The 4,076-nt window shown below is 73.1% G+C and carries 5 protein-coding genes and 1 pseudogene; 1 reads left to right on the top strand and 5 read right to left on the bottom strand.

Translation table 11 applies throughout. From position 1 onward, the window contains the following. Window positions 1–159: 159 nt before the first annotated feature. Window positions 160–579 carry a hypothetical protein gene (locus G3573_RS20580; protein WP_163263530.1) on the top strand — a complete coding sequence of 140 codons (420 nt, stop codon included), beginning with the start codon at window positions 160–162 and terminating at the stop codon, window positions 577–579. Window positions 580–593: 14 nt separating this feature from the next. Here G3573_RS20580 and G3573_RS20575 read toward each other — a convergent pair whose 3' ends face one another. The 5 genes and pseudogenes from G3573_RS20575 to G3573_RS20555 form a co-directional block, all read right to left on the bottom strand. Next, entirely contained in the window at window positions 594–1,736 is a 1,143-nt protein-coding gene (locus G3573_RS20575; protein ID WP_163263529.1) for a PD40 domain-containing protein, read from the bottom strand. A 65-nt stretch (window positions 1,737–1,801) separates the two neighbouring features. Then, window positions 1,802–2,386 (bottom strand): hypothetical protein, encoded by a 585-nt coding sequence (locus tag G3573_RS20570; protein WP_163263528.1) that lies wholly within the window; start codon window positions 2,384–2,386, stop codon window positions 1,802–1,804. A 31-nt stretch (window positions 2,387–2,417) separates the two neighbouring features. After that, window positions 2,418–2,957 (bottom strand): hypothetical protein, encoded by a 540-nt coding sequence (locus tag G3573_RS20565; RefSeq protein ID WP_163263527.1) that lies wholly within the window; start codon window positions 2,955–2,957, stop codon window positions 2,418–2,420. Between the two features lie 119 nt (window positions 2,958–3,076). Next, window positions 3,077–3,319, bottom strand: coding sequence for a hypothetical protein (locus tag G3573_RS20560; protein ID WP_163263526.1), 243 nt, complete (start codon window positions 3,317–3,319; stop codon window positions 3,077–3,079). Window positions 3,320–3,417: 98 nt separating this feature from the next. Continuing rightward, a pseudogene (locus G3573_RS20555) lies at window positions 3,418–4,076 on the bottom strand (energy transducer TonB); the annotation flags it as partial.

Raw genomic sequence — 4,076 nt, 5'->3', positions numbered from 1 at the left:
CGCCCAGCCCGCTCCGGCGCCCGTCGCGCAGCCGACCGCAACGCCCGCGCCGGCGACGCCGGCGACCTGAGGCGGCGGGCCAGCGACCGCCGTTCGCCGGGCTTGGAATCCGGCCGGGCGCGCTGCTAGCCTCGCGCCCGGATCGGGGAGGACGTCGTCTTGAGTCTGCTTGTCGCCATGGCCCTGCTGCTCGCCGCCCAGGCCGAGCCCGCGCCGGCGCCGGCCGGGCCGGTCACCCTGCTGTGCAAGGGCTCGCGCACCGTCGTGACCGCCGACCGCGTCGGGCCGGTGGGCCAGTCCCACTACGAGTACGACCGCGACACGGGCGACTTCACCTGGCAGGTGACGCTGGACCTGGAGCGCCCCAGCGTCGTGCTGAACGGCAAGCCGCTCTACGTGCGCAACATCACCGAGGACGAGGTCACCTGGTCGTCGGACAAGACCCAGAACCTCTGGAACCGGGCCTTCCCCGGCACCTCCTACACCATCGACCGGCGCACCGGCGCGCTGCGCTTCTCCGGCGGCGACCAGAGCGGTAACGGCGTGTGCGAGAAGGCGGCCCAGGCGAAGCTGTTCTAGGGCGGCGCCCGCCCCTAAAGCCCGGTCGGCGCCGTCAGCGTCAGCCGCGCGGACGGCGCGGGAGGGTCGAACACCGCCTGGGCGCCGGTCGCCAGGTCCTGGACGAAGATCCGCGCCTTCAGCGTGCGCGCGCCCTTGGGATCGAGCACGTCGTACATCACCCCCGCCACGGTGGAGCCGTCGAGGTTGACGGCGGGCTCCTGCACGCCCGGCGGCGGCGGGGCGACGAAGGTCGCGGTCGTTCCGTCCCAGATCACGGCGAAGCTCTGGACGGCCGGTTCGGCGCGGCCGTTCTCCAGCAGCAGCCGGCCATCACGCGCGGCGCCCCGCAGTTTCGCGCCGTCCAGCAACGGGTCGTGCGCGTTGATCGCCGAGACCGCGCAGCCCTTCGGCGGCTCTTGAGCGGCGGCTAGCACGCGCGCGCCCAGCAGGCGGTTCTCGCACTCCACCGTCGGGGGAAGGAGGACGCCGTCCGTCGTCTCGTAGATGGCGGTGAACAGCACCCGTCCGTCCGCCAGGGCGGCGACCTGCGACGGCGCGACGAAGGTCCGCGGGTCCAGCCGGGTCTCGGCCCCGGAGGCGAGGTCCAGGCGGAACAGCGCGAAGTCCACGAACTCGCGGTACTCGGGCTGCATGCGCGAGCGCGGCGGCGGCTGCTTCGTGTCGCCCCAATAGACCAGGCTCTTTCCGTCCGGCGCGAAGGTCGGCCATGCATAGCTGAGCCGCTCGCCGATCCGGCGGCCCTGGCCGGTCGCCAGGTCGACGATCACCAGTTCGGCGCGGCCCGTGAAGGTGGGCGGCGCGGCGCGCACCACCACCAGGCTCTTTCCGTCGGGACTGAAGGCCGGCTGGGCCAGGCGCAGCCGCCGGTCGCCGTCGGCCAGCACCTGCGTCGTGCGCGCCTTCGGATCGATCAGCGCCAGCTCGTTGACCGGGGCGCCGTAGAGGGTGGCGGCGAACAGCCCGCCGTCGGGCGACAGCGCCACGCCGTCATTCAAGTCGTGGGTGTACTGGCTGAAATAGCGGGCCGCCTGGCCGGTCTCCTCACGCCAGGGCGTGGCGAAGTTCTCCGGCATGGCCGGGGTGCGGTCGCACCCTGCCAGCCCCGCCGCCGCCGCTCCGAGCACGAAGGCCCGCCGCCCGACCCTGAACCCCATCGCCGATCCCCCGACCGATCCCGAAGAGCGTTGATACGCGATCGGGGGCGCGGGCGGGAGGCGCCCTACTGGGCAGACGCGGACTGCGGCCCGCAAACCTTGCGCTGTGTGTTGCAGGTCAGGACCGCGCCGCAGGTCCAGCGGTCCCACTGCTTGATGTAGTTGCAGGTCAGCGGGCCCACCGTGTGGCCGCTCGTGCAGCCGAGCAGGCTGTCCCTGAACACCGACGCCTCGGCCTCGGCGCGGGTCGGCCAGAGCGTGCCGCCCCCGCCATGAGTGATCGACTCCATCCAGCACTGCTGGGCCGGCGGCTTCGGCCGCGCGGCGTCGGCGGCGGCCTTCATCTGCAGCAGGCGCTCGACCTCGGCGCGGCGGCCGGGCGCCATGTTCAGGTCGCTCATGGTCTGGGTGACCTGCACCTGGTGCTCTTGCTGCGCCTTCAGCTTCGCGAGCCGGTCGGCCTCCAGCTTGTCGCGCCGGTCCTGCTCTTCCTTTTCGCGGCGGGCCCGCTCCACCGGGTCGGTGCAGGCCGAGGCGTAGTATCGGCAGGTGTAAGGCGCGATCTCGACGCTCTCCTGCTGCTGCGCGTGCGCGGCCTCGACCGCCAGCAGCACGACGCCGCCCGCTAGGCCGACCCACAGCGTCTTCATGCGCGCACTGTCCCGGCTGCCGGCCATGGCCTCACCAGACCCCTTCGCCGGTCGTGTCGCAGTGCAGCCGCAGGAACTCCATGGCGTAGGCCACGCGCGCAGCCATGCTTTCCGAGCCCAGGCGCGTTTCGCTCGAGGACCCGTTCCGCCACGAGAGCACCACGCCGCCTCCGGCCACCCGGGCCTCGCCCAGGTCGGCCCAGTTGACGACCTTGGTCATCGGCGAGACGCCGAACGGGACGGTCTGGGTCTGACCGTTCATGGTGATCGTCATCTGCACGCCGCTGAAGTCGAGGCCGACCTGCTGCTTGCATTCGCCGGCCGGCGCGAACTCCCGGATCACGCCCTGGCCGCTGGGCTGGACGTACGGATTGGCGCCGGTGGCCTCGAACGTCTTCTGGCGCGCCGTATCCAGGGCGGTGTCCATCCAGCCGGCCCAATAGCCGGCCCCGGGCACCACGCGGCTCAGAAAGCGCTGGGCGCTCTCGACGGTCTGCTCCTGCGCGTGCGCGGCGCTCCCGGCCGAGGCCAGGGCGATGGTGGCCGCGCTCGCGGCCAGCAAGGTCTTCATGTGACGTCCCCCAGGCCCGGCGCGTCGCCCAGGCGATGCGGGTATCACCGCGGCGGCGGAGTCGCGTCTAGAACTTAGTAGGACCGGGGTTCGTCGATCCCGGGGCGGTCGCTCGCGCCTCAGGCCGCCACCAGCACCAGGCGCGCCACGCGCGCGGCCAGCGGGGCCAGGACGATCACGGCCAGCACGGCGGTCAGGGCCATCAGGCCGTCGAAGCGGGCCGGGTCGATCGCGCGCGCCACCGGACGGCCGAACAGCACGCCCTCGCCGATCGCGCCGCTGCGCTTGGCGACCGCCAGCTTGCCCACCAGGGCCGCGCACAACAGCAGCGGCGCCGCCCACACCACAAGGACCTCGACCACGAATCGTCTCCGCCGTTCGACGACCGTGGTTAGGTTAACGGCGCTCCGCCGTCACCCCTCCCCCATTACGGGCGGGAAATACCGGGCCTCGCCCCCTATCAACCCAGCGTCCAGTTCAGCACCACGCGCACGCGCTTGCCCACGGCGTCGGCCGGCACGCTGTCCATGCGCAACCGCCAGGTCAGGGGCAGCGCCCGTTCGGCCGCGGCCCCGAAGCCGTAGTCGGGCGGGGCGTCGGCGATGCTCTTGCAGTCGGTCAGGCCGCCGTCCTGGGTCAGGGTGCACAGCGCCAGGCTCTTGCCGTACACCTCCTGGTCGCTCGCCCGCTCCGGATAGAACCGCGCCATGTCCGGCCGGTGATCCAGCACCCAGGCCCCGGCCTCGACCGGCGTGGCGTAGCCCGGCCGGGTCATGTGCTCGATAATCAGGGCGTTCAGCTCGCGGGCGAAGAAGTAGTCGCGCACCGCCGCCTGGGCGGGCGACAGCGGGGCGCGCCACGCGTCCTTCCGTTTCCCCGGGTCCCGCAGGGCCAGCCGCGCATAGAGGGGGGCCCAGTCCGGCAGCGGCAGTTCGGAGCCGTCCCCGCGCAGCCAGGCGTCGACCATGCGCCCGTGGCCGGCGCGCAGGTCTTCCGGCGCCGCCGTCCAGGCGGCCAGCAGCTCCGCCTCGCTCAACCCCGCGCGGGCCAGCCGCGCCAGCGCCGCCTCGCGCTCGACCACGGCCGCGCCGGCCAGCACCGAATAGCGCCAGTGGCGCG

Source organism: Caulobacter sp. 17J65-9, assembly GCF_010975005.1.
Classification (GTDB): Bacteria; Pseudomonadota; Alphaproteobacteria; order Caulobacterales; family Caulobacteraceae; genus 17J80-11.
The sequence above is the reverse complement of the archived record's forward strand: the minus strand, read 5'-3'. Positions and strand labels throughout refer to the sequence as shown.

Excerpts from the sequence above, each read along its gene's own strand:
- G3573_RS20575 (WP_163263529.1), bottom strand. The coding sequence starts at position 1,736 with ATGGGGTTCAGGGTCGGGCGGCGGGCCTTCGTGCTCGGAGCGGCGGCG.
- G3573_RS20570 (WP_163263528.1), bottom strand. The coding sequence starts at position 2,386 with ATGAAGACGCTGTGGGTCGGCCTAGCGGGCGGCGTCGTGCTGCTGGCG.
- G3573_RS20565 (WP_163263527.1), bottom strand. The coding sequence starts at position 2,957 with ATGAAGACCTTGCTGGCCGCGAGCGCGGCCACCATCGCCCTGGCCTCG.